Source organism: Pseudomonas sp. ASL3, assembly GCF_056680425.1.
Genome location: NZ_CM155281.1, coordinates 2373730 through 2398110, shown reverse-complemented (window position 1 = coordinate 2398110; position 24381 = coordinate 2373730). Strand labels below are relative to the sequence as shown.

Here is a 24381-nt window from a genome sequence, read left to right as displayed (position 1 = left end):
CCGATTGCCGGCGACGGCAACTCCCTGCCTTTTTCTTGTAAATTTTTATTACCTCGCCAGGTTCACACCCAATAAAACCGCGGCCTCTGGCGGCAATCTGATATCTGGCACGCGCTTTGCTCCTGCGGGTTCAGATGCATTCCAACAATGCGACATTTATTGGAGTAACCGAATGACCATTATCAACAGCCTGGGCAGGCCTGATTATGTAGTTCCGGTACAACGCTCAACCTCCCAGTCAACCGACTTCCTCAGCTTGTCCGACCCGACCGCTCAAGCGACCACGGTCGGCAGTAGCAGCACCTCGACCCAGTCGAGCGCATCCAGTCAGCAGTCAGAAGCAGACCGCGAAGAAGCATTCGCGAAGATGCTGGTCAGCTTGCAGAACATGGGTGGGCAAGTGGCCCCGACGGATAGCGCCAGCAGCAGCGCTGACCTCTCGCAAACGTCTGGGGTAAGTGGCGTAAGTGCATCGTCAAGTACTAGCTCTACAAGTAGTCCGCTGCAGGAATTCAAGGACTACATGGCGCTGACGCCTGCGCAGAAAATGCGCTATAGCGACTTGAAAGGCATGGGACTCACCGAGGCGGACCTCAAAGCCCTGCCTCCTGATCAGAAGGCCAAGATAGAGGCCAAATTGGCTGACATCATCAAGAAGCAGACTGAAATGCAGGCCAACGCCAGCGCCGGCACAGGCACCAGTTCCAGTACCGGCACCAGCGCTGATGGTCAAGGACAGTCGTTCATGAACAATGCGCTGTTGCAGATGACGCAATCGGCCAATGACCTGAAAGCCAAGCTCGGTCTTTCCTCCGTCTGACTCACGGTAATAAAACTCTGCGCCTGAGATCCTGCCGGCGCAGGGCCTTCTTTTCTACGGTCACTCGGCAATGAGCGGCTCAGCGAGTTTGGGCAAGAAACTGCTCAGTCGACACGACGCTCGCGTAGCCAAAATCGAGCGCAGCCATGAACGCCGCATGCACATGCGCTGCGGGCACGGTCAGGCCGTTGAACTCCAGATCGCGAGAAGCGCAGGCGTCGTGAATTACCGTGGCCGTGTAGCCAAAGTCGGCGGCGGCGCGGGTCACGGCGTCAATACACATGTGACTCATGCTGCCGACAATGACCAGGTTCTTGATAGCGTGACGCTCAAGCAGCGCACCGAGATCGGTGTCGAGAAACGAATTGACGTGGTGCTTGAGTATCACTGGCTCATTGGGCTGGTTGAGCACCTTGGGGTGCAGGTGTGCGCCTTCAGAGCCCGGGGTGAAGAATGGGGCGTCGTCGCGGGTGAACTCGTGACGGATATACACCACCAGATCGCCCGCCGAGCGCGCGGCCGCGATGATCCGCGCAGCATTGTCGGCGGCCGCTTCGACGCCGCTCAGCGGCCATTTTCCGCCAGGGAAGTAGTCGTTTTGAATATCGACTACGATAAGCGCTTGCTTGGACATGGCGTGTTCCTTGGTTGAGTGGGTGTGTCTGTGGGATGAAGTATTGGCCCCCCAGCGCCGTCTGAGGATTGGCCGGAACGACAATATCGGGGGCTAAACTGACAATGGCAGGGCAAATAGAGGTAGCCGAGATCGGGCTACTGGTTTATCCGGGAGCGCAGATGGCTGCCGTGCATGGCTTGACCGATCTGTTCGCGGTGGCCAACCGCATGGTCCGCGAACAACCCACGGCGAACCTGCCGCTGCTGCGAATTAGTCATTGGTGCGCCACGACGCCGGGCATGCCCATCGAGCGGGGTTTCGACAGCCAACCGCAACTCACCAGCCAACCCGTCGCTGTGTTGATCCCGCCATCCCTGGCCGATCTACCGTCGGCGGAGTCGTTGCAGACGCTGGCGCAATGGATAACACGACAGCACAGTGCGGGGGCGGTTATCGGTTCGGTGTGTCTCGGTGCGTTTCTATTGGCCGAAACCGGGTTGCTTGCGGGGCGGACCGTTACCACTCACTGGACCCAAGCCAGGATACTGAGCGAACGCTTCCCCCTGCTTAAGGTGGATGCCGACAAACCCATGATCGACGATGGCGACCTCATCACCACGGCTGGTCTGATGGCCTGGGCTGAACTGGGTTTAAGGGTGGTGGAGCGCCTGCTGGGGCCGAGCATCGCCACGGCTACGGCACGTTTTCTGGTAATCGAACACAGCGACAGTGCGCAATGCGGCGGTAATTTCGCGCCCATTCTTGGCCATGGCGATGAAGCCGTACTCAAGGCGCAACACTGGTTGCAGGTCAGTGGCGCGGTGGATGTTTCACTGACTGCGATGGCCGCTCAAGCCGGTCTGGAGGAGCGAACCTTCTTGCGCCGCTTTCGTGCGGCGACCGGTCTCAAACCCACCGAATACTGTCAGCACCTGCGGGTTGGCAAGGCCCGCGAAATGCTCGAGTTCACCAACCGCACCGTCGACCATATCGCCTGGACCGTGGGCTACCAGGATCCAGGCGCGTTTCGCTCAACCTTCAAGAAAATCACCGGGCTTTCGCCGAGCGATTATCGGGGGCGCTTTGGTGTCGGCACGTCGACCAACATGACCAGGGCCTGACGACAGCGGTAGCGCCCATTACCTTGACAGTCGCAGGGTTATTTTGCCGCCCAGGCATTGAAGCGCTCTTCGAGCTCTTCACCGTGGTCCACCCAAAACCCCACATTCATCGCTAACGCTGCACTCATGTTTTGTGGCGCAGTAGGCACCCATTTCGCCAGTTTCGGGTCGAGTCGCTGGGCAGCCAGCTTATTGGTCGGACCATAGGGGATCTGTTCGACGTAGTTGACCTGAGCATCGGGTTGGTTGGCGAAGGCGATGAAGCGTTTGGCCTGATCCACATGTTGAGAGCCCTTGATGATCGCCCAGTAATCCATCCCGTACAGGCTACCCGGCCAGACCACGGCAAAAGGCTGGCCTTGTCGGGCGGCATCGGCGATACGGCCGCTGTAGGTGGACGTCATCACCACGTCGCCGGCCATCAGCCACTGCGCCGGTTGCGCACCGGCTTCCCACCACTGGATGTAAGGTTTTAGCTCGGTGAGTTTGGCGAACGCCCGGTCAACGCCTTCCGGTGTCGCCAGCACGGTATAGACGTCTTCGACCTTTACCCCGTCGGCCAACAGGGCGAACTCCAGGTTGTAGACGGCGCGTTTACGCAAGCCACGCTTGCCGGGAAACGTCTTCACGTCCCAGAAATCGGCCCAGGACGTGGGCGCTTTAGCCAGCTTATGGGTGTCGTAGGCAATCGCCACGCTCCACACCAATGCCGCCGAGCCGCAGTCTTGCGCTGCATCGGGGATCAACTGATCGGCGTGGCCGATGGCTTTCCAGTTCAGGTGTTCGTACATGCCTTCGTCGCAACCGCGTGCCAGATCCGGGCCTTCGATCTGTACCACGTCCCAATCAACGTGACCGGTGTCCACCATCACCTTGATCCGGGCCATTTCGCCGTTGTATTCGGTCTGGATCAGCGGTGTACCGTCGGCCGCGCTGAAGGGTTGAAAAAACGCCACATCCTGGGCTTTCTGTCCGGTGCCGCCATAGCCGACCACCACCATTTTGTCTGCCGCCTGGACGCTGCCAACGACCAGTGTCGCGGCCAGCAGCAATGGATAAAAACCGTTTTTAGTGCCGTGCATTCGCATGTCGATTCTCCTTTGTTGTTTTTGTGGAGTGCGCCCTGGCGATGGGCGCGAATTGAAATTACCCAGCTACAAGTAAAAAAACAAGTTGATTTTTTACTGTGGGTAAATTTCTATAGCGCTATCCATTGTCGCCGTTCTGTCCGTGACTCTCCAAAAACAACAGCATCGAGTACCGCCGCCATGTCGACCCCGAACCAGGCTTTCAAGCACCTTTTCGAACCGTTGGTGATTCGCGGCAAACGGCTCAAGAACCGCATTCTGTCCAGTGGTCACGACACGTCGATGCCGACCGACAACCTGGTCAACGAACAGTTGATTGCCTATCACCGGGCTCGGGCTGAAGGGGGTGTTGGTCTGATCATCCTGCAAGTGGCGGGGGTGCATGACAGTGCGCGCTACACCTCCCATGTGCTGATGGCGACCGACGATGTCTGTATCGAGGGCTATCGGCAATTGGCTGACAGTTGCCATGCCCATGGCACCGTCGTGCTGTCGCAGATTTTTCATCCGGGGCGAGAAATCATGGAGTCCAGCGATGGGCTTCTGGCCGTGGCTTATTCGGCGTCGGCGGTGCCCAACGAGCGTTTTCGGGTGATGCCCCGGGCGCTCGACCAATCGATGATCGACGAGATTGTTGCCGGTTACGGCGCGGCGGCGCGGCGCCTTTATCAAGCAGGTCTGGACGGGGTGGAAGTGGTCGCCAGCCATGGTTATCTGCCGGCGCAATTTCTCAATCAACGGCTTAATCAACGCAGTGACCATTACAACGGCGACTTGCAACAGCGCCTGCGCTTTGTGCGTGAAGTGATCGACGCAGTGCGTGCCAATACCGATGAGCATTTCATCATCGGCCTGCGCATCAGCGCCGATGAACGTGACCCTCAGGGGCTGACAGAAGACGAATCACTGGCGGCCGTGCAAGCGTTGCAGAGCGAGTTGGACTACGTGCATGTGGTGGCCGGTACGTCGGCGTCCCTCGGCGGTGCCATCCATATCGTGCCGCCCATGGCCATTGAGGCGGCTTACCTGGCCAAGGAGGCGGGCGTGTTCAAGGCGCGGCTGGCGATTCCGCTGTTCGTCACCGGGCGCATCAACCAGCCACAGGAAGCCGAGCAGATCATTGCCCGTGGTCAGGCCGATGTCTGCGGCATGACCCGCGCCTTGATCTGCGACCCGCAAATGCCGAACAAGGCCCAGGCCGGTCGCAGCGATGACGTGCGTGCGTGCATCGCCTGCAATCAGGCGTGCATCGGTCACTTCCACAAAGGCTTGCCCATCTCCTGCATTCAGCACCCGGAAACTGGCCGTGAGTTGCAGTATGGCCACGTGCAACTGACGAAGCGCCGCAAGCGGGTGATGATTGCTGGGGGAGGGCCGGCCGGGATGAAAGCGGCAGCCGTTGCTGCCGAGCGAGGGCACGAAGTCACGCTGTACGAGGCCAATGCGCAATTGGGCGGGCAGGTGCTGCTGGCGCAACTGCTGCCCCGGCGCAGCGAGTTCGGTGGCGCCAGCACCAACCTGCAACGGGAAATGCAATTGGCCGGGGTCAAAGTGGTGCGCAATACCCGTGTCGACAGAGCGCTGGTTGAGCGTGAACAACCCGATCTGGTGATCATCGCTACAGGGGCCGAGCCTTATTGGCCGGACTTCGAGCGCGGCGGTGAGTTACAGGTGGTGGATGCCTGGCAGGTGCTACGCAATGAGGTCAAATTGGGCAGTTCGGTGCTGGTGGCCGACTGGCGTTGCGACTGGATCGGCCCCGGTATTGCCGAGCGTCTGGTACGCGCCGGGCATCGGGTACAACTGGCGGTCAACGGCACTCACTGTGGGGAAAATCTGCCGCTGTATGTGCGCGACCAGTTGGCCGGCGAACTGCACCGGCTGAGCATCCCGATCACACCTTATGCGCGCTTGTACGGCTGCGATGACAGCGCGGTGTATATGCAGCACACGGCCAGCGGCGAGCCGATCCTGTTCGAAAACATCGACACCCTGGTGCTGTGCCAGGGTCATCAATCGGTAGATACCCTGGGCGCGGAACTGCAAGGGCTCGTAGAATTTCACCGAATTGGCGATTGCCTGGCACCGCGCACCGCCGAGGAAGCGATTTTCGAAGGGATGAAAGTCGCCTGGGGTATTTAGCCGATGCCTCTCCCTGAGTGAGGCTCGCGCTTCAGGCTGACTGCTCTACAATGGCGACACTTTGAGGACCGGAGCTGCCATGAGCCTGAGCAATAACCCACCCACTGGCCCATCCACTGTCGGCGCCGAAATGCCCGACAGCGGCACGAGCCCATCGGCGGAAACGCATTTTCTCGGCTCGCGGATTCGCGGATTGCGCAAACGCAAGGGCATGACCCTGACCACCCTTGCCGAAGCCAGCAGCCTGACCGCCGGCTATATCAGCCAGCTGGAGCGAAACCTCGCCTATCCGTCGATTCCGGCGCTGTTCAATATCGCCCGCAGTCTGGGCGTGACCATCCAATGGTTTTTCGCCAGCGAAACCATCACCGACCCGCAAGACAGCGGCTACGTGGTACGCAAAAACAGTCGGCTCAGCGTTTATTACGAAGACGGCATCGTCGATGAACTGCTCACGCCGCAACCCAATCGCCAACTGGAAATTCTTCACTCACGCTTTCCGCCCGGTACTTACAGCCAGCAGAGCTACAGCCATGAAGGCGAGGAGGCCGGTTACCTGCTGTCAGGGATTTTCGAACTGTGGGTGGGTGAGCGGCATTTTCAGCTCAAGGAAGGCGACAGCTTCAGCTTTTCCAGCCAGGAACCGCATCGTTACGGCAACCCGGGAGACGTCGATGCGCTGGTGTTATGGGTGATTACGCCGCCGACGTTTTGAGATGAACGATCTATCAGTCAATCGACCCGGAGCGCGGCGATCCGCGCTCCGGGTCATGGATCAATGACGATCAAGCCAGACGGTTTGCGCGTTCATGAACTCACGCAAGCCGAAATGTGACAGCTCGCGGCCGAACCCGCTTTTCTTCACCCCACCGATAGGCACCCGTGGATCAGATGCGGTGTAGCCATTGATGAATACGCCGCCGGTATTGATCTGCGAGGCCATACGCTTGGCGCCTTCGACGTCAGCGCTCCAGATGCTTCCGGCCAATCCAAATTCGCTGTCGTTAGCCAATTCGAGGGCGTGCTGTGCATTGCGCGCAACGATCAGCGAAGCGACCGGGCCAAATACTTCCTGGGTGAAGGACGTCATGCCTGGTTTGACGTCAGCCAGGATTGTCGGGGCGTAGAAGTTGCCGTCGCCTTCCAGTTTATGCCCACCCAACAAGACCCGTGCACCTTGGGCAATGGTTGACTGCACCTGTCCATCCACTTCGTCACGCAGGTCAAAGCGCGCCATGGGGCCGATGTAAGTGTCTTCGGCCAGCGGATCACCCACTTTCAGTGCGCTCACGGCAGCGACGAATTTTTGAGTGAATTGGTCGGCAATCGAGGCCTCGAGAATGATTCGCTTGGCAGCGACGCAGATCTGTCCAGCATTCTGGAAGCGTCCAACCGTGGCCGCTTTCACCGCGCCATCGATATCCGCATCAGCCAGGACGATGAAGGCGTCCGAACCGCCCAACTCCAGCACGCATTTCTTCAACGCAGCGCCGGCCTGGGCGGCGATAGCGCTGCCCGCACCCACGCTGCCGGTGACCGCAACGGCGGCAATGCGCGGGTCGGCGATAGCTTTGGCGGCCAACGCATTGTCGACGTTGATGACCTGGAATGCGCCTTTAGGCAAGCCTGCCGTTCGCCATGCGTCCAGCAACAGGTACGCGCAGCCCATGATGTTGGGTGCATGTTTGAGGACATAGGTGTTCCCGGCCAAGAGGATCGGAACCGCGCCGCGCATCACTTGCCACATCGGGAAGTTCCACGGCATCACCGCCAGTATCGGCCCCAGCGGCAAGTAGGAGACATAAGCCTTATCGTCTTCGACCGTGGTTTTTTCCGGGGCCAGCAACGCCGGACCGTGGTCGGCATACCACTCGCACAGCGCCGCGCACTTCTCGATTTCGGCTCGGCCTTGAACGACCGGCTTGCCCATTTCCTGGGCGATCATGCGGGCCATGGCCTCGCTGCTTGCACGCAGTGCCTCGGCCATACGCCGCAGCAAGGCGGCGCGATCAGCGATGGAGGTGGCGCGCCATGCCTTGAAGCCTGAGTCAGTGTCTTTTAGCGACTGCTCCAATTGTTTGGCCGTTTCAAAGGGGTAATGCTTGAAGGTCTGACCGGTGTGCGGATTACGCGAAAGGGCACCCGGAGTGGAAGTCGATTGATTCATGATTTTCCTTGATGACCACTGAGTAGATGGGCTCACCATAACGCTTCACATCTGTTAGAAAAAATGAATAATAGTGAATAAATCATTTTTGAAATGAGAGGGTATGAACTTTACTCAATTGGAAATTTTCAACGCCATCGTTGAGGAGGGCAGCATCACTGCAGCGGCCAAACGCCTGCATCGAGTACCCTCCAACCTGACCACCCGCCTCAAGCAATTGGAGGCGGATCTGGGCGTAGATCTGTTTATCCGTGAAAAGCTGCGCTTGCGACTGTCTGCAACCGGATGGACATTTCTTGAATACAGCCGTCGAATTCTTGACCTGGCAGAAGAGGCACGGCAAGCCGTTGCGAGCAGCGAGCCGCAAGGTGTCTTTGCCTTGGGCTCTCTGGAGAGCACCGCCGCCGTCCGTATTCCTCCACTGCTTGCTGCCTTTCACCAACGTTATCCGAAAGTCGAACTGGCCCTCACCACGGGACCCTCTGGCGACATTCTCGACGCGTTGCTCTCCGGTAAGGTGAGTGCCGGTTTTATCGACGGCCCTTCAGGTCATCCGCTACTTGAGGGGGTGCCGCTGTATGACGAAGAGATGCTGGTCATAGCGCCCAAAAGTCACGCACCCATTACCCGAGCCCAGGACGTCGCGGGGGAACCGATTTACGCGTTCCGCTCCAACTGTTCTTATCGCAGACATTTCGAAAACTGGTTCGCCGCAGATGGTGCCGCTCCAGGAAAGATCTCCGAGATGGAGTCCTATCACGGCATGCTTGCGTGCGTAACCGCAGGCGCTGGATTGGCGTTGATTCCCCGAAGCATGTTGGAAAGCATGCCTGGCAGCCGGAGTGTCGATGCTTATCCGCTTAGCGACAGCTTTCGCCAGGCTCAGACCTGGCTGGTGTGGCGCAAGCGCATGTGCTCTTCCAACGTCAGGGCGATGCTGGAGATGCTCGATGCCGGGATTCCACCAGCGGAACATTGACCTGGCCGCTATTCAACCGACGTATCGCCCGGTGTATCGTCGTCATCGGCAAGCCGATAGCCAACACCCAGAACGGTATGAATCAGGGATGAGCTGAATCCTTCATCCAGTTTGCGTCGCAAGCGATAGATGTGTTTATCGATCACGTTGTCGTTGGGATCGAAGTCATAGTCCCATGCGCTCTCCAGCAACATGGTGCGGGTGACGACCTCGCCGTAGTGAATCATGAGTTTTTCCAGGATCAAGGTTTCACGAAAGGCCAAGGCAATGGTTCGTCCCTGACGCGTCGCCCGGCGTCCGGTACAGTCCAGGTGCAGGTCGCCGACCCGCAGGCTGCGGGAAGCCCCAGGCTCTTGGTCGCGGGTGCGCAGCAAGGCCTCCAGGCGGGCCAGGACTTCAATAAAGGCGTAGGGTTTTCCCAGGTAATCGTCGCAACCTGCCTGCAAGCCTTCTACCCGCTGTTGGGTCGAGGCCAGCGCACTGAGCATCAGTATCGGCATCGACACGTGCTGGCGACGCAGCTCCCGAACCAATGCCAGACCGTCCATGCCCGGCAGTCGCCGGTCGACGATCAATGCGTCGTAGATGCCTTCCAGCGCCAACGCCAGCCCGCCTGGGCCATCTTCTGCCGCGTCGACGATGTGCCCGCTCTCACTCAGCCCACGCACCAGATAAGCCGCCGCGCGAGCGTCGTCTTCGATCACCAGAATGCGCACACGAGCCTCCGCGATGGCGAAACTAAACTTTCTTTCATGTTACCGCGACCTTTGCGTTTACCCGGGTTTGGCACACTATGCCATCAACTGGGTCGAGGCACAGCGCCGCGACCCGAACACCCTCCAACAGAGCTCTTCATAACGCCTATGACCCATGTACTGGTCGTCGAGGATGACCGTGTCACCGCTCGCGAGATCGAAGCCGCCCTTCAGGATCATGGCTTCGACGTGACCTGCGTCGATAACGGTCGCGATGGTTTGCTGCAAGCGATCAGCGACACTTTCGACGTTATCGTTCTCGACCGCATGCTTCCCGGTGCTCTGGATGGATTGGGCATGCTCACCGCTTTACGCGCCTCGGGCATCGCCACGCCAGTGCTGATCCTGAGTGCCCTCAGCGCACTGGATGAGCGCGTGCGGGGCCTGCGCGCCGGGGGCGACGACTACCTGACCAAACCCTTCGAATTCATCGAGCTGACCGCGCGCTTGGATGCGCTGAGTCGGCGGCGGGTCGCACAACCGGGGCAAGAGCGCGAGAATCGCCTGCGAGTCGGCAATCTTGACCTCGATCTGCTGCGCCGCTCAGTACGTCGGGGGGAGCGGCAGATCGACCTGTTACCTCGTGAATACGCACTGCTTGAATACCTGGCGCAACACGCCGGCCAGGTCGTGACCCGCACCATGCTGTTCGAAGCGGTGTGGAACTATAGCTACGACGAACGCACGAACGTCATCGAAGTGCACATCGGACGCCTGCGCCGCAAAATCGATGGCGAGGGCGAAGCTTCCATGCTCCATACCATTCGCGGGTCCGGTTATGTTCTCCGTTCACCTGAGTGAAATCCCGCGCACGATCAGCTTTCGCACCGCACTGATGTTTCTGGCGTTGTTCGGTTGCTCGTTCCTCGCCTTGTTCGGTTACATTTATTGGCAGACGACGGGCTACCTCATCGCCGAGGTGGATGCAGGCCTGTATCGCGTGGTGGACAGCCGAAGCCAGCAGACGCCTGTCTTGCGTCAGAAAGAAATCCGCCAGCATACCGAACTGGACCCGGACGGTCGGCTCCCGCACACGCTGATCGATGTCCAAGGCAAGGTCATCACCGGAGCGCTGCAGTCGTTACCGCCATTCAGTGACTACGACAAGCCCACTGAGTTTATCTGGGATAAATCCAAAGGCCGTGACCGACCTGTACGCTTTATTGTTCATCGCCTGGACGACGGCACAACCTTGTTGGTCGGCCAAGACATCCACGATATTCGCGAGTTCGACGAATTGTTGGTCCATGCCCTGATCTCCGGGGGCGCGCTATTGATTGTGGTAGGCCTTATAGGTGCAATCGCGCTGGGTTATTCTGCCCGGCGACGTCTGGATACGCTCAGCCGTTCCATAAAGCAGATCGTCGAAGGCGATCTCAGCCGGCGTCTGCCCACGCTTGGCAACCGCGACGACATCGACCGTATTGCCAGTGTGGTAAACGGCATGCTTGATGCCCTTGAGCGCCTGATGAACGAAGTCAAAGGCGTCTGCGATGATATTGCCCATGATTTGCGCACACCGCTCACTCGCCTGATTGCCGGGCTAGAGCGTGCGCAACGACGCAACCTGGGCGAGGGCGAGTATGCCGACGCCATTGACGCTGCGATCGAGGACGCCAAGGGATTGATGCAAACCTTCCGCGCACTGCTGCGTATTTCGGAAATCGAAGGCAGTGCACGCCGCAGTAACTTTACCTTGGTCGATCTCAATAGAATCGGCGCTGACGCCACTGAGCTTTTCGAGCCCCTGGCCGAAGAGCGCGGCATGACCCTTGAGTTTATTCCCAGTGCCAAACCGGCGAATTTGTCCGGAGACGCCCAGTTGCTGTTCGATGCGGCCTGCAACCTGCTCGACAACGCCATCAAGTTCTCGCCCGATAACGGATGCGTCCGGGTCGAGGTGATTGCTGAGGAGACCCGCAGCGGGCTGAGTGTCAGCGACAACGGCCCGGGTATCCCGGAGGCAGAGCGTGAGGCAGTATTCCGGCGCTTGTATCGTTCCGAGTCCAGCCGCCACACGGCGGGCAACGGACTCGGATTAAGCATGGTGTCGGCGGTGGCCCGCCTGCATGACATGAGCTTGATGGTGCATGACGCGCACCCCGGCTGCCGGGTCGACCTGATTGGCAAAGCGCAATCAGCCTGAGCGTTTACAGAGTCCTCGCAATACCACTCTCGCCCTCATTATTTCGTAATATAAGAAGACGCTCCTCACGTCTGCCTCCGACACTTACCGGCCCCTGACTCAATTCGAAACGTTCCTGTCAAATAATTCATCTAGAGGGGAACGGGCTGAAATGCCGCCCCCCCTACTATGGACTCAAGCCAGCAAACACCGAGCTGGTACAACCCGATGAGTGGAGAGTCCCGATGAAAACCCTTAAAGCACTTTTGATTGTCGCCCTGATGGGCGCTTCTGTGGCTGCGATGGCTGAAGGCGGCGGCGATCGTGTCATGGCCAGGATGGTAGCGTCACGAGACGCGGCAATGGCGCATCATCAGCAGTCTGAACATGCAACGGCCGTAGCGAGTGCTCAGAAAGCGTCCTCTAACGATGTCCAACGCTCGAACTGATAGTGCGTCACCTACCACGTCAACCTGGCAGCCGGACTGTTCGCCATGCGCTTAGCGTGTCATGGGATACAGCCGGACCACTGCATAGACAATGCTTGAACCGAGTCAGTGACTTGCCGTGTGGCAGTTCGACTCGCAGAACTACAGGCGGTGATAGGCCGCCTCAGGCTCGGGCTTCGGGGTACTCGGAGTGCCGGGCTATATCGGCGACAGCAAGCCCGCTGGTTGATACTGAAGGCTTATGAAAGCGGGCAGGCCGCTACTTGCGGTTCCTTTTCAATTGTCCGGGCGCGCAACGGTTTGCGGATTTACAGACCACGCGCGGGCTCGCAGACGCTGCTTTCTCACGAGGGCGAAGTTCGAATACCAGCAGTTCCGCATCGACCCCATTGGCAATGTTCAATACCTTCTCGGCTCGCACCTTCAGGCCGTCACCTTCGTTCAGGCGCATGCCGTTGACGCTGACCTTGCCACGCGCCACATGCACATAGACATGGCGGTTACCGGTCAGCGTTAGCGTGGCACTTTCCGGCCCCTGAAAGAGCCCCGAGTAAATCCGCGCATCCTGTTGGATCTGCAGCGAACCCTCTTGTCCGTTCGGTGACGCGATCAATTGTAGCCGGCCACGCTTCTGCACCTGGGTGAAACGCTTCTGCTGGTAACGCGGCCTGCTACGGGTGAGTTTTGGATTGATCCAGACTTGCAGCAAATGTACCGGCTGGGCAGGGGAGTGATTGAACTCACTGTGGGCGATGCCGGTGCCCGCGCTCATCAATTGCACATCGCCTGGCTGCATTACCGAGCCATTTCCCAGCGTGTCCTTATGCGCCAGCGCCCCCTGCATCACATAGGTCAGAATTTCCATATCACGGTGGTTGTGCTGACCGAAGCCGCGACCTCCCGCAATGCGGTCTTCATTGATGACTTGCAGGTCGGAAAAGGCTCTTTCATCCGGATCCTGATACGTGTCGAAAGAAAAGCTGTGGCGTGACTTCAGCCAGCCAAGGCTGGTGGTGCCTCGCTCACCGGCTTTACGGATTTCAAGCATAGGGTGCTCATTGGACGTTTTCGTAGGTACGGCATGATTGGCCAGTCGTGTCGATTGTGAAAGTCCAAATAGTTGGACAGATAAAACTGATAATTCGATAGATAAGCATGTTGGGCCGGACTGCTGGTTGGTATCGGCATCCGCTATGCTCTGGGTTGTACAGTGACCATGGCGTGTGTTGCATTTCCCGGCGCGCACATTGATTGGGAGGCCATCATGCGACCGCACGTTGAAGCTTTTTTTGATCCAGCCACCTTTACCTACAGTTACGTAGTCACCGACCCTTCCACCCAGCGCTGCGCCATCATCGACTCGGTGCTTGATTACGATCCTGCCGCCGGCCGTACATCGTGCAAAAACGCAGACCGGCTGATCGCCTATGTACGTATCCATGGTCTGACGGTCGACTGGCTGCTGGAAACCCATGTGCATGCCGATCACCTGTCCGCTGCGTCCTACCTCAAGCGCGAGTTGGGTGGCCAACTGGCCATCGGCGAGCTGATCACTGTGGTACAGAATACGTTCGGCAAACTGTTTAACGCCGGTAGCGAGTTCACCACCGACGGCCGTCAGTTCGATCGCTTGCTCAAGGATGGCGACAGTTTTCAAATCGGCAGCCTCACGGCCCTGGCCACCCACACGCCCGGTCATACCCCGGCGTGCATGACCTACCTGATCGGCGATGCCGCCTTCGTTGGTGACACCTTGTTCATGCCGGACTATGGCACTGCTCGCTGTGATTTCCCCGGAGGCGATGCGCGGATGCTCTACCGCTCGATCCGTAAATTGTTCCTGCTGCCGGGCGACACCCGCCTGTTCATGTGCCACGACTACAAGGCCCCGGGCCGTAACGAATTCTGCTACGAGACCACCGTGGCCGAAGAGCGCGCACACAACGTGCATCTGGACGAGGGCGTCAGTGAGGACGACTTCGTGCAGATGCGCAACGCTCGTGATGCGACCCTCAGCATGCCGGCCCTGATGCTGCCGTCGGTGCAGGTGAATATGCGCGCGGGACAGATGCCGCCAGCCGAAGACAACGGGGGCCATTATCTGAAAATCCCCCTAAATGTGCTCTGAGGGCGACACCAAGGGCTCGCTCAAGCGACCATAGCAGCTGACACCCACCCGCGTGGGCACAAAACCTCAATCTGACCTGGAAACCCGGTTATGGCACTCTCGTTCATCCTCGGCATATTTGTCGGTGCCGTGCTTGGCCTGACAGGCGCCGGTGGCGGCATACTCGCTGTGCCAGCGCTGGTCGCAGGCATGGGGTGGACCATGCAACAGGCTGCACCCGTTGCATTGATTGCTGTAGCAGGCAGCGCTCTGATCGGCGCGCTGGAGGGCTTTCGTAAAAGACTGGTGCGCTATCGAGCCGCGATTTTCATGGCTCTGGTGGGTGTGCCATTTACCTCTTTGGGGCTCAGCGTTGCGCAGGCACTTCCCCAGCGTTGGTTAATGGGGATTTTCGGCGGTGTGATGCTGATTGTGGCTGGCCGCCTGCTAATGCAGAAGCATCAATCAGTCTCCATGAGCCTCGAGTCATCGATGGGCAAATTAGGGCGAATCGATCCTGAAACCGGGCGTTTTGATTGGTCGTGGGGCACCGGCTTTATACTGGGTTGCATAGGTGCATTTACCGGTTTTATGACCGGGCTGTTAGGGGTCGGCGGAGGGTTTGTCATAGTGCCCATGCTTCGTCGGTTTACCAATGTCTCAATGCACGGAGTGGTTGCCACCTCATTGATGGTCATTGCGTTAGTCGGCGCGGGGGGGATCATGGTTGCGCTTATCCATGGCGCAGTGATGCCTGCCAGGGCCACGGCTTTTTTTGCATTGGCCACCGTCACAGGTATGGTCATTGGGCGAAGCCTGGCGTCCCATCTCTCGGAAAAAAATGTACAGCGCGGTTTCGCAGCCGTGTTGATCGTTGTGGCGCTAGGATTAGAGGCCCACGCGATTTTTTAAGCCAGGTGCTGACGGCCGTCAGCTTTCAGCTGCGGGCTATTTCAATGGTGATCATTTTGCGTGCCCGGAAAGGGGCCAGTAGCGATTCATCTGCCACTGAATCGGTAATCAGCGTCCATGGCCCCTTGAGGGGAGACCAATGCTGCTGGAGGGCGCGCCCTAATTTTGTGGCGTCAGCCAGGACGAACGTCTGTGCTGCTCGCCCGATCATGTTTTCTTTGAGGTAAGCCTGCTCGGTACTGGCTTCGCAGAGCCCCAACTCGGCAACCACGCCATCGGCGCTAAGAAAAATCTTGTCGGCACTTAAATGCTCCAATGCCGCCTGCGCAGCCGCGCCGAAGGTAGACATACTGGAAGCGCGCAGTTCCCCGCCGAGCAATGTGATCTTTGCATCCGGGAGCCGAGCCAAGGCTGGCAACGCCAGGATGTTGTTGGTGATGACATGCAACCCGCGCCTCTCTACCAATAGCTGCGCCAAGGCGCAGGTTGTGGTGCCGCCATCGAGCAACAGTGTGTCGTTGTCTCGCACGTGTGCCAGCGCTGCGCGGGCGATGGCGAGCTTTTCCTGGCTGTGTTGATAGCGTCGTTCCTCGACGGAGGTCTCCGGCTCACGCAGGCCGACATGGGCGGCACCGCCATAGGTACGCAGGATGAGGCCGTCTTCCGCCAAAGCGGTCAAGTCTCGGCGCATCGTGGCCTCGGATACGCCGAAATGGATACACAATTCATCGACGTTCGCGGTGCCTGACAGCACGAGATTCAGAATGGCTTGGCGGCGCGTGGCAACTTTCATAGATTTCCTGGAGATCTGGCCCGACCGCCTTTATACGGTTTTCAACGAGGCAGTAAAAGGTCGCCCGGGAAAGTTACCTGGCGAAACGCTCAGACACCCCGTGGGTGTCCGAGGGTTTTTCCGGTCAACGGTTCAGGGCAGGTTGAGCGATCGGGCTATCGGGTTGTTCCTTGATCGGTTCGACTTCGCCCAACAAGAACAGATAATTGAGAATGGCGACCACAATCAAACCGGCAGAAAACAGCAGGGCCGGAACGAATGAGTCGGTGGCGGCAACGATGAACCCGGTGATGATCGGGCCGACGACGCCTCCCATATTGGAAACGGTATTTTGCAGGCCGGCAAGCATCGAGGTCATGCCGCGTGGCGCGATATCGCCAGGCATGGCCCAGACCTGGGTGGCCGCGACCGTGGTTCCGGACTTGGCGATGCACAGCAGGACGATGGCGAGCCAGGACGATTCGGCGAATGCCGCAAAACCGATGCATGAGGCCATCAGCAGGCCGATGACCAGAAAGGTCTTGCGAATACGGGTCAATGACCAACGACCCTGGCGGTAGATGCGATCGGACAACCAGCCGGCGAATACTTCCACGAGCATGGCGATCAGCAACGGCAGCGCCGCTACGAAGCCCATGGAGATCAGGTCCATACCGCGTTCTTTCACCAGGTAGGTGGGCAACCAGGTGATGAAGAAGTACGAGTTGTAGTTGATGAAGAAAAAGCCCAGGCACATGGCCCACACATTGCGGTAGCGCAGTAGGTCGTACCAACGCATGGTCGGCTTGTCGCCGGTGCCTTCCTTGCGCCGCTGTCCTTCGCGGATGTAGAGCAGTTCGGCCTCGTTGACGCCGCTATGCTGTTCAGGATCGTTTTTGTAAAAAGCGAACCAGACCAGTGCCCAGACGATACCGATGGAGCCGCTCAAGGCGAACGTCATCTTCCAGCCCACCAGCGCGATCAGCCAGACAATCAATGGCATGGCGACGGCGCCACCAAATTTCGAACCGCTGTCGAAAATGCCCGCGACGGTGGCGCGCTCTCTGTCCGGAAACCAGCGCGATGCGATCCCGGCGTTACTGGGATAGGCGGCCGCTTCGCCAACGCCCAGACCGATACGTAGCGCGAACAATGATTTGAAGCCAATGGCCAGACCGGTCATTGCCGTTGCTACCGACCACCAGAGTACAGCGCCGCCAAGGGTGATCTTCTGGCCGAAGCGGTCGGCCAGCCAGCCGGCCGGCAACTGCAGCAGTGCGTAGGACCAAAAGAACGCCGACATGATCAGGCCCATTTCCGCAGTGTTCAGGGCGAATTCTTTGCTGATGATGGGGGCGGCTGCTGAAAGCACTACACGGTCAATGTAATTGATTGCAATGGCGGTCCACATCAGGCTGGCGATGAGCCAGCGTACCGAGGAAGCTTTATTATTGTTGTTCTGCATGGTTCCAACTCCGGGTTCGGATTTTTTGCGAGACCTGACGAATTAGAGGCCATTCACCACGTATTCGGGACGTGCATTGGCCTTGAGCACGGCGACTACGTTGCGCGCGCAGGTCAGGCTCAGGATGTCCAGCGCGCCCGGCGTATAGCCGGCGATATGCGGTGAGACGATCACGTTCGGCAATGCATAGAGCGGATGGTGGATGGCGGGTTCCTCTTCGAAGACATCCAGCGCCGCGCCGCCCAGGCGGCCATCTTGCAGCGCAGCAAACAAGGCGTTTTCATCGATGATGCCGCCCCGCGCGGCATTGATCAGGTGGGCTCCCGGTTTCATCAAGGCCAGACGTTCGGCACCGATAAGATGGCGGGTGGCGTCGCTCAGGCCGATATGCAACGTGACGTAATCCGCCTCGCCCAACAGCGCATTCAACTCAGCGAAGCGAATACCGTTGGCATCGGCGAATGCCTGGTCCGGGTAGGGGTCATGGGCAATCACCTGCATCGAGAATCCTGCCGCGCGCCGAGCGACCTCTTTACCAATATTGCCCAGCCCGATGATGCCCAGGGTTTTTCCGTGGACATCGGCGCCGAACAAGCGCGGCCATTCTCCGGCTTTCGTTTGTTGATCAGCCAGCGCGATCTTGCGGGCGGAGGCCAGCAGCAGGGCAAAGGTGTAATCCGCCACCGCATGCTTGTTGGAGTCAGGTACGTTGCAGACCCACACCTTGCGTTCGCGCGCGGCGGGCAGGTCAATGTTATCCACGCCGACCCCATGCTTACAGACGATGCGCAGCTCCGGCAGTGCATCGAGAACGCGGGCGTTGATCGTGTTGAAGGCGACGATCGCCGCCTGAGCACCCTTGGCCTGGGCGATGAAATCTTCTTCGCTGATGTCGGCCGGCAGGTTGACGCACTCGATCGCCTGCTCGCCCAACAGCGTGAGCGGTTCTGATGAATTCTTGGCGAAAGACGGGGAGGTGGAGACGACTTTCATGATGACCTCATATTGTTTTTATGGTTGAAGGTTCTGCTGACTCAGGCGTTTGCGCGCACTCAGGCTGCGGTGCTGATGCGCTTACGGGTCGCCAGTTCCACGGCCTGGCGCATCGCTTCGGTCAGGCTGCGTTCGTCGGCGATGCCTTTACCGGCTATATCGAAGGCGGTGCCGTGGTCAACGGAGGTGCGGATCACTGGCAGGCCGACCGTTACATTCACCCCGGCTTCGAGGCCCATGACCTTTACCGGGCCGTGGCCTTGATCGTGATACATCGCGACCACCGCATCGAAATCGCCACGCCCGGCGCGGAAGAACAGGGTGTCGGCCGGCAGCGGTCCTTCCACGCGCCAGCCGCGTGCACGTAGCTCGTCGATGGCCGGCTGGATTTTGGTGGCTTCCTCGCCGTAACCGAACAAGCCGTTCTCCCCGGCATGCGGGTTGATGCCGCATACCGCGATGAGTGGATTGTCGATTCCGGCCCGTGCGAGGGTTTCGTGGGCACGTTCAATCGTGCGTTTCACCAGGCCTGGTTCGATCTTGGCGATAGCATCGATGATGCCCATATGGGTGGTGACGTGAATCACCCGCAGCGTGGGCGTCATCAGCATCATCGAGACCTCTTCGATGCCGGTCAGATGCGCCAGCAGCTCGGTATGGCCGGGGAAAATATGGCCGCCCGCATGCAACGCCTCTTTGTTCAACGGCGCGGTGCAAATGGCGTCCAGCTCACCGGCTTCGGTCAGTTGTACGGTGCGCTCGATGTAGCGGAACGCGGCATCCCCGGCGATGGGAGAAAGCTTGCCGTAGGGCAGATCGGCGGGGATCAGGCCCAGATCGATGCAATCGACGATGCCGGGTTGAAAGCGCGCCTGGCCAGGGCGCTCAATGCTGTTCACTTTCAGGTTGCCGCCAACGATGCGGTTGGCATCTGCCAGTCGCCCGGCATCGCCGATCACCAGCGGGCGGCAGATGTCGTATAACGAGGCATGCGCCAGGCATTTCATGATAATTTCCGGACCGATGCCGGTGGCATCGCCCATGGTGATGCCGATGACGGGACGCTCAGACATAGTGGTTTTCCTTTGTTAGGTTGTGCGTGGCGGTATCCGGCAGGCTGCCGAGAAGTTGCCGCCAGGCATCGAAAAGGGTGCTCGACTGGCCGAAGCCCCCGGCTTTGGTCACGACAGTCAAATCACGCCCAAGCCAGGAGGCGCGGGAGAGCACAGCGCCGGGCGCCAAGTCGCCCTTGAGGACCAGGCGTTGAATGCCCGCGGCGCCGAGAATGGCGCGGGCGGTTTCGCCGCCGGTGGCAATCAGCGCGCCCGCCCGGTGCAGGGCCGGCTGTAGCAATTGGGCCAGTGCCGCGCTCAACTGCGCTGCTTGACCGGGATCGCGCTGGTCCTGTTGCAGACTGACCAGCACATGCCGACCTTGCTGCAGGGCGCTATCGATCGCGACGGCGACGGATTGCCATTCGGCGGCCGCAGGTCCGGCGCACAAGGTGGCGGGGGCAAGGCTGAAGCGCTGCTGATCGCTGTGCTCAGCCAGGTAGTCGGCCTGGGTCTGGGAGTGTCGGGACATACTGCCGACCACGGTCAACACCGGTCCGTTGATTGGGGCATTCACCTGAGGTAAGACCGCAGGAAATCCCAATACCTGCGGCAGATGCTGGGCCAGACCGGCGGAGCCGACCCAGAACAGTCGCTCATGCAGAGCAGCCGACGCCTGGGCGATATTCGCCAGGTCGGTATCGGTTTGCGCATCACAGACCAATGCTTGTACACCGTTGTCCAGATGCATGATCAGATCTGCGTGCAATCGGGCAGTGTCCCGGACTTCATTGAGAGACAGCGACGCACAACGCAGACCTTGCGCCATCAACAGCTCTACCAGGTTGGCCGTGCCGCTGAGATGCTCATTGCGCCAGACGTCCGTTTGATCGACCGAAATGCCGTCGACCTGTTGAACCCCGCCCACTGTCGTCCTGCCCATGGCCGGAAACGCCGGAGCAACCAAGGCCATGCCGCGAATGGCTTGCAACGCGGCGACTTCGCTCGCCACGTTGCCACGCAGGGTGGAGTCGATCTTTTTGTACAGCGGCAGGTTGCCCAGCTGCGCAATCGCCAGCACGTTCCGATTGGCCGCCGCGGCCGCTCGGGTATCGAGGCGCCGAGAGTCAAGGTCGAGGGCGATCACCTCAGCGTTGGCATCCAGCACTACTTGGTTGAGAACCACCTGGGTGAGCATCCGGCTGGCGAAACCGGCGGCACAGTCAGCCGCCCCGGAGAGGTCGTCGGCAATGATCAGGAGGCGCGGCATGGGCTTGTTACTCACGGCAGCAGACGACGATAAAGCTGCTGGATATCGTCGAGGCTGAGGGCTTTGGGATTGTTGGCCATCAAGCGAGTCACCTTGGACGCAGCCACTGCCACTTCCGCCAGATGCTCTTCTGCTACGCCAAATTCGCGCAGGTTTTGCGGGATGTTCAGGGTCGAGGTCCATTCGCTGATCTGCTCGATCAGTTTGCTGGCGGCACGCTCGTCGCTATCGCTCTCCAGGGCCACGCCACAGACACAGGCGGCGCGCTTGAGGCGGTCGGCGCAGCTGTCCATGTTGAAGGCCATGACATGCGGCAGCAGCATCGCATTGGCGACGCCATGGGTGACATGGAACTTGCCGCCCAGCGGATAGGCGAGGGCATGGACCGCAGCGGTGCCGGCACCGGTCAGTGCCAGGCCGCCATACATCGAACCCAGCAGCATATCGCCACGGGCACGCACCGAGTCGGGCTGTTGATAGGCCTCAACGATGCTGCCGGCGATCAGTCGCATGGATTCCAGGGCAAAGGTGTCACTTAGCGGATTGGCTTTGGTGGAAATGAACGATTCCAACGAATGGGTGAAGGCATCCATGCCGGTAGCGGCCGTGATCGCCGTGGGCAGGCTCAGGGTCAGCAAGGGGTCGAGGATGACCAGGGTCGGCAACAAGTGACGGCTGACGACACCGATCTTCAACTCTTCATCGGGCAGGGTGACGATGGCATTGGGCGTGACTTCGGAGCCGGTGCCCGAGGTGGTCGGAATCAGCACCATCGGCTTGCCTGGGTTGCCAACCTTATCGATCCCGAGCAGGTCCTTGAGCGGGGTGTCGTTGGTCAGCATCACCGCGAACAGTTTGGCCGCGTCGAGAACGCTGCCGCCACCCACGGCGATCAACGCGTCCGGTGCATGAGGGGCTACCTCCTCGCGAAAGACCCGCTCGATATTTTCCAGCGTCGGCTCGATCTCGACGTTATCAATCATATGCACGGCGATGCCGCGCGCCGCGAACTGCGCTTTGATCTTCGCGGTGACACCGAGGCGGTGCATGGCGTGCTGGGTGACCAGAACCACTTGCTTGAGCGGGGTATCAAGTAGATACAGTTTGTCGCCCAACTGCTCCAGGCTGCCAGGGCCGTGGATGATGTTCTTGACGGTTTGGAAGTGATAGATCGCGGACATGTCAGCTCCCTCAGGCGTTGTGACGGTAAACGGCAAGCAGGCCTTCGAGTTTCTGCAAGGTCGCCGCGTCGAGGGGTGCGACCGGGGCGCGGCAGGCGCCAACCGGCACGTTCAACAGCTCGGTGGCTTTTTTCAGCACCGAGGGCATGGTGCCCAGCGCGAAGGCATCCCGCAGCGGACGCAGCAGTTCCTGAGCGGCTTTGGCGGCTTCATGGTTACCGGCCTGAAAGTTGTTCCAAATGGACATGACCACATGCGGCACGGCGTTGGCGGTGGCGGCCACTGCACCATCGCCGCCGGCGAGCAAGTTCCAGTAGATCAAGGAGTCCGTACCGGCGAACACCGCGAAATCGTCACTGCGGTATTTGATCATCTGCACCAGGTTGTCGAAGTTGCCGGCGCTGTCCTTGATGCCTTTGATCTGTGGATGCTGGGACAATGTGGCGACGGCGCCCATGCCGATGGACATGCCAGTCTTGGCCGGAATGTTGTACATCATCACCGGTAACGAGGTGGCGTCGCCGATGGCCTCGTAGTGCTTGATCAGTTCCGTTTGGCTGACGGCATTGAAGTACGGGGTGATGACGGACAACGCGTTGGCACCCATGCCTTCGACGCGCTTGTTCATTTCGATCACTTCGCAGGTACTGAATGCCCCGGTACCGACCATGACCGGCAAACGGCCTGCTGAGGCGTCGATCGTGATGCGTGTGACTTCGAGTTTTTCTTCGTCGGACAAGGCAAAGAATTCACCATTGGTTCCCAGGACAAACAGGCCATGAACACCGGCTTCGATCAGGTTTTCGACAAGGCCGCGCAAGGCTTTTTCATCCAGGCGCTGGTCGGCAGTGAAGGGGGTGACTAAAGCTGGAACGATGCCGTGAAATTTCATGAAAATTTCTCTCGTTTTGTTGTAATTGGAATGAGAGTGATCGATTCACGCATGCTTCGCAAGTGTAATGATTGAAAAAATCACATCAATTGTTTGATTTGATCATTTTAAAGGCTTGAATGAGGGAACTGATCACGATTGTGCGCTCCAACACATTTCATGAACAAGGCCACCACGGTTTACGCCTTGCCCCCAGCGGCCAAGGGTTTCAGGATGTACGCGACAATCATGAGGAGTCGCTCAATGTTCGCCGGATTCCATAAAGACCAGCGCCGAGTCAACGGCGTGGACATCAGCTACCGCCTCGGAGGCGCGGGTCCGGGCCTGCTCCTGCTGCACGGCCACCCGCAGACCCATGTCATCTGGCACAAGGTCGCCGAACAATTGGCTGAACACTTCACCGTGGTCGCTGCCGATCTGCGGGGTTATGGCGACAGCGGCAAACCGCCGGCCAATGACGATCACACCAACTATTCAAAGCGAGAAATGGCTCGCGACGGCCTCGAGCTGATGCAAGGCCTTGGTTTCAATGAGTTCTCAGTGCTGGCCCACGACCGTGGCGCCCGCGTAGCCCATCGTATGGCCCTGGACCATCCCCAGGCCGTGCAGCGCATGGTACTGCTGGACATCGCTCCCACTCTGTCGATGTACGCCCAGACCGACGAAACTTTCGCCCGCGCCTACTGGCACTGGTTCTTCCTGATCCGCCCGGCACCATTGCCGGAAAGCCTGATCGAAGCCAACCCGGAACTCTACCTGCGCAGCGTCATGGGCAGCCGAAGTACCGGCCTCACGCCGTTCACCGACGAAGCCTTCGCTGAATACCTGCGCTGCCTGAAACTGCCGGGCGTCGCCCAGGCCATTTGTGAGGATTACCGCGCCGCCGCCGGCATCGATCTTGAACACGACCGCGCCGACATCGCGGCCGGCAATCACCTCAGGCTGCCGCTGCTGGTGATGTGGGGCGCCGAAGGCACCGTCGGCCGCTGCTTCGACCCCCTTAAGGAATGGCAGCAAGTGGCGACTGATGTACGCGGCAAGCCCCTGCCGGCCGGCCACTACATTGCCGAAGAAGTCCCCGAACTGTTGCTCAGCGAAGTCCTGACATTCCTGCGCTGAGCCACAGCACCAGACAGACCTGACTGAGCCCACCACGCAGAATGACCCTGGCGGTGTTGTTTCTGGCCCACGCCACTAGGTTGATTTCTGTTTCTGCTTTCAGAACGATGCAGGGGATATTTATTTCCCTGTCTTTAGCGTTGATACAAATGGAGCAAGCGAAGGGTCTGTCTCAGCGTTTTGCTTGTGCCGCCCGATAAAAATCCATTCATCCTCAGCCCAAAAAATTCTTGATGTCTTAGGTGACTTACAGTCGAACACAACCTGGTAGATCTTCGTTTCTCGTTGCTGGACTACAACGCATTGCTCAAGGCCCACCGTCAGCCGCTGACCTGGTTCCAAGGCTGAGAGGCTGA

Annotated in this window: 22 protein-coding genes and 1 pseudogene; 11 read left to right on the top strand and 12 right to left on the bottom strand. The window is 59.3% G+C overall.

Annotated features, from left to right (window positions below; translation table 11 throughout):
- Positions 1-172 precede the first annotated feature (172 nt).
- The gene (locus AC1MEE_RS11080; RefSeq protein ID WP_480415358.1) at positions 173-820 is read left to right on the top strand and encodes a hypothetical protein; all 648 of its coding nucleotides are present in this window, start codon (positions 173-175) and stop codon (positions 818-820) included.
- A gap of 79 nt (positions 821-899) precedes the next feature.
- Here the strand turns inward: AC1MEE_RS11080 and AC1MEE_RS11075 are convergent, their stop codons facing one another.
- Complete coding sequence (locus tag AC1MEE_RS11075) at positions 900-1454, bottom strand: cysteine hydrolase family protein (RefSeq protein WP_480415356.1); 555 nt, start codon at positions 1452-1454, stop codon at positions 900-902.
- Between the two features lie 104 nt (positions 1455-1558).
- Here AC1MEE_RS11075 and AC1MEE_RS11070 point away from each other — a divergent pair, with 104 nt between their 5' ends.
- Positions 1559-2557: a GlxA family transcriptional regulator gene (locus tag AC1MEE_RS11070; RefSeq protein WP_480415354.1), complete on the top strand. Its 999-nt coding sequence runs from the start codon at positions 1559-1561 to the stop codon at positions 2555-2557.
- A 38-nt stretch (positions 2558-2595) separates the two neighbouring features.
- Here AC1MEE_RS11070 and AC1MEE_RS11065 read toward each other — a convergent pair whose 3' ends face one another.
- Positions 2596-3645, bottom strand: coding sequence for an ABC transporter substrate-binding protein (locus AC1MEE_RS11065; protein ID WP_480415353.1), 1050 nt, complete (start codon positions 3643-3645; stop codon positions 2596-2598).
- A gap of 180 nt (positions 3646-3825) precedes the next feature.
- Between AC1MEE_RS11065 and AC1MEE_RS11060 the strand changes: the two genes are divergently transcribed.
- The gene (locus tag AC1MEE_RS11060) at positions 3826-5787 is read left to right on the top strand and encodes an oxidoreductase (RefSeq protein WP_480415351.1); all 1962 of its coding nucleotides are present in this window, start codon (positions 3826-3828) and stop codon (positions 5785-5787) included.
- 130 nt (positions 5788-5917) lie between these two features.
- Positions 5918-6502 (top strand): cupin domain-containing protein, encoded by a 585-nt coding sequence (locus tag AC1MEE_RS11055; RefSeq protein ID WP_480416206.1) that lies wholly within the window; start codon positions 5918-5920, stop codon positions 6500-6502.
- A 60-nt stretch (positions 6503-6562) separates the two neighbouring features.
- Here the strand turns inward: AC1MEE_RS11055 and AC1MEE_RS11050 are convergent, their stop codons facing one another.
- Complete coding sequence (locus tag AC1MEE_RS11050; RefSeq protein WP_480415350.1) at positions 6563-7954, bottom strand: NAD-dependent succinate-semialdehyde dehydrogenase; 1392 nt, start codon at positions 7952-7954, stop codon at positions 6563-6565.
- Between the two features lie 103 nt (positions 7955-8057).
- Here AC1MEE_RS11050 and ptrR point away from each other — a divergent pair, with 103 nt between their 5' ends.
- The gene (gene ptrR / locus AC1MEE_RS11045) at positions 8058-8933 is read left to right on the top strand and encodes a putrescine utilization regulator PtrR (protein WP_480415349.1); all 876 of its coding nucleotides are present in this window, start codon (positions 8058-8060) and stop codon (positions 8931-8933) included.
- 8 nt (positions 8934-8941) lie between these two features.
- Here the strand turns inward: ptrR and AC1MEE_RS11040 are convergent, their stop codons facing one another.
- Positions 8942-9649 (bottom strand): response regulator transcription factor, encoded by a 708-nt coding sequence (locus AC1MEE_RS11040; RefSeq protein WP_480415347.1) that lies wholly within the window; start codon positions 9647-9649, stop codon positions 8942-8944.
- A 147-nt stretch (positions 9650-9796) separates the two neighbouring features.
- On the opposite strand from AC1MEE_RS11040, the gene AC1MEE_RS11035 reads away from it, so the two are divergent.
- From AC1MEE_RS11035 to AC1MEE_RS11025, 3 genes are all read left to right on the top strand, one after another.
- Positions 9797-10489 carry a response regulator transcription factor gene (locus AC1MEE_RS11035; RefSeq protein WP_480415346.1) on the top strand — a complete coding sequence of 231 codons (693 nt, stop codon included), beginning with the start codon at positions 9797-9799 and terminating at the stop codon, positions 10487-10489.
- Positions 10467-11834, top strand: coding sequence for a sensor histidine kinase (locus tag AC1MEE_RS11030; RefSeq protein ID WP_480415345.1), 1368 nt, complete (start codon positions 10467-10469; stop codon positions 11832-11834). Before AC1MEE_RS11035 ends, AC1MEE_RS11030 begins: the two co-directional genes overlap by 23 nt.
- A gap of 224 nt (positions 11835-12058) precedes the next feature.
- Positions 12059-12262, top strand: coding sequence for a co-regulatory protein PtrA N-terminal domain-containing protein (locus AC1MEE_RS11025; RefSeq protein ID WP_480415344.1), 204 nt, complete (start codon positions 12059-12061; stop codon positions 12260-12262).
- Positions 12263-12605: 343 nt separating this feature from the next.
- Here the strand turns inward: AC1MEE_RS11025 and AC1MEE_RS11020 are convergent.
- Positions 12606-13310 (bottom strand): annotated as a pseudogene (locus tag AC1MEE_RS11020) (pirin family protein); the annotation flags it as partial.
- 216 nt (positions 13311-13526) lie between these two features.
- On the opposite strand from AC1MEE_RS11020, the gene AC1MEE_RS11015 reads away from it, so the two are divergent.
- Entirely contained in the window at positions 13527-14390 is an 864-nt protein-coding gene (locus AC1MEE_RS11015; RefSeq protein ID WP_480415342.1) for an MBL fold metallo-hydrolase, read from the top strand.
- 90 nt (positions 14391-14480) lie between these two features.
- On the top strand, positions 14481-15281 hold the full coding sequence (locus tag AC1MEE_RS11010) for a sulfite exporter TauE/SafE family protein (RefSeq protein WP_480415341.1): 801 nt from the start codon (positions 14481-14483) through the stop codon (positions 15279-15281).
- Positions 15282-15306: 25 nt separating this feature from the next.
- On the opposite strand, the gene AC1MEE_RS11005 is transcribed toward AC1MEE_RS11010, so the two are convergent.
- From AC1MEE_RS11005 to dapA, 7 genes are all read right to left on the bottom strand, one after another.
- On the bottom strand, positions 15307-16074 hold the full coding sequence (locus AC1MEE_RS11005) for a DeoR/GlpR family DNA-binding transcription regulator (RefSeq protein ID WP_480415340.1): 768 nt from the start codon (positions 16072-16074) through the stop codon (positions 15307-15309).
- Between the two features lie 124 nt (positions 16075-16198).
- Positions 16199-17518: an MFS transporter gene (locus tag AC1MEE_RS11000; RefSeq protein ID WP_480415339.1), complete on the bottom strand. Its 1320-nt coding sequence runs from the start codon at positions 17516-17518 to the stop codon at positions 16199-16201.
- Between the two features lie 42 nt (positions 17519-17560).
- On the bottom strand, positions 17561-18511 hold the full coding sequence (locus AC1MEE_RS10995) for a phosphoglycerate dehydrogenase (RefSeq protein ID WP_480415338.1): 951 nt from the start codon (positions 18509-18511) through the stop codon (positions 17561-17563).
- Between the two features lie 59 nt (positions 18512-18570).
- Positions 18571-19584, bottom strand: coding sequence for a 4-hydroxythreonine-4-phosphate dehydrogenase PdxA (gene pdxA, locus AC1MEE_RS10990; RefSeq protein WP_480415337.1), 1014 nt, complete (start codon positions 19582-19584; stop codon positions 18571-18573).
- Entirely contained in the window at positions 19577-20833 is a 1257-nt protein-coding gene (locus AC1MEE_RS10985; protein WP_480415336.1) for a four-carbon acid sugar kinase family protein, read from the bottom strand. Before AC1MEE_RS10985 ends, pdxA begins: the two co-directional genes overlap by 8 nt.
- Before the next feature lie 11 nt (positions 20834-20844).
- Positions 20845-22014, bottom strand: a complete 1170-nt coding sequence (locus AC1MEE_RS10980) for an iron-containing alcohol dehydrogenase (RefSeq protein ID WP_480415335.1) — start codon at positions 22012-22014, stop codon at positions 20845-20847.
- A 10-nt stretch (positions 22015-22024) separates the two neighbouring features.
- Entirely contained in the window at positions 22025-22906 is an 882-nt protein-coding gene (dapA, locus tag AC1MEE_RS10975) for a 4-hydroxy-tetrahydrodipicolinate synthase (RefSeq protein ID WP_480415334.1), read from the bottom strand.
- A gap of 243 nt (positions 22907-23149) precedes the next feature.
- Between dapA and AC1MEE_RS10970 the strand changes: the two genes are divergently transcribed.
- Entirely contained in the window at positions 23150-24025 is an 876-nt protein-coding gene (locus AC1MEE_RS10970) for an alpha/beta fold hydrolase (RefSeq protein WP_480415332.1), read from the top strand.
- Positions 24026-24381: the final 356 nt, after the last annotated feature.